We start from the raw sequence: 925 nt of genomic DNA, 5'->3' as shown, positions 1-925 counted from the left end.
AAATTGTAAAAGATCTCCCATATCATCGTAACTCTCTCAAATCTTTTTGATGTCGTTCCTCTGAAATTGGACGGGAATTATAATAGATTTTTCTTGCTTTGTCAAGGGTTTTTTCTTAACTAGAGCTTAAATTTTGAAAATCGTGGGATTTTACTTTACTTTTTCTGTTTTCTCTGTTATTTTACTACTTTATTTGACTAATATAAGTAATTCTTAGTTCAATTTTAATTTCATTGATATCTAAATTTTCATTTATTAATTTAATAAAACATATAAATTTAATCTTATATTCTCTACTTTTTTTCTTTTTGTTGATAGTTTTTTATTTATAAGTTCTAATCTTGATATAATATTTTATATAAAAAAAAGTGAATTATACATATGTTTAAACTAGTTATTTCTATACTAATATTACAAAATCTATTAATTGCTATAAATAAAGAATATTGTATTGCTAAAACCAATATTGAAAGAGTAATTGGATTAACAAAGTTTAATAATAAAAAAGAGTTTATTAAAAAATGCAATGGGAAAATGATATTTATTTATAAAGACAATAAATGTAGATTCTTTACTATGAAAAATATGAAATTTGATATTTTTATAAAAGATAGAAATAATACAAGCTTATTTAAAATAAATGAACGAAAGAAAGTATGCGGAAAAGAGATAATAGAATACGTTAATAAATAGGAATAAGAAACCAAATAAGTAGGATAAAAAAAAAGCCTACCTAAACAGACTAGGAAGAATGCTTAGATAGGCTTTAAAAGTTGCAGTACTCTGATAAAATGGAACATTTTAAAAGAATGCAATACTCAAGAGCTGGCAGCGACCTACATTTCCACAAGGGGACCCTGCAGTATTATCAGCGCAGAAGTGCTTGACTTCCAGGTTCGGAATGGAGCTGGGTATTTCCACTTCG

General features: G+C 25.5%; 1 protein-coding gene and 1 rRNA gene. One reads left to right on the top strand and one right to left on the bottom strand.

Features of this window, described 5'->3' with window-relative positions:
- Nucleotides 1–381: 381 nt before the first annotated feature.
- Nucleotides 382–693, top strand: a complete 312-nt coding sequence (locus tag CRV01_RS12940) for a hypothetical protein (RefSeq protein ID WP_129008747.1) — start codon at nucleotides 382–384, stop codon at nucleotides 691–693.
- Between the two features lie 130 nt (nucleotides 694–823).
- On the opposite strand, the gene rrf is transcribed toward CRV01_RS12940, so the two are convergent.
- Nucleotides 824–925: ribosomal RNA gene (rrf, locus tag CRV01_RS12935) — 5S ribosomal RNA — on the bottom strand; the annotation flags it as partial.

It is taken from the genome of Arcobacter sp. CECT 8983 (assembly GCF_004118855.1).
Taxonomy (GTDB): domain Bacteria; phylum Campylobacterota; class Campylobacteria; order Campylobacterales; family Arcobacteraceae; genus Halarcobacter.
This window is presented reverse-complemented; position numbering and strand designations above follow the sequence as displayed.

Coding starts and splice junctions, on each gene's coding strand:
- CRV01_RS12940 (WP_129008747.1), top strand. CDS start 382: ATGTTTAAACTAGTTATTTCTATACTAATATTACAAAATCTATTAATT.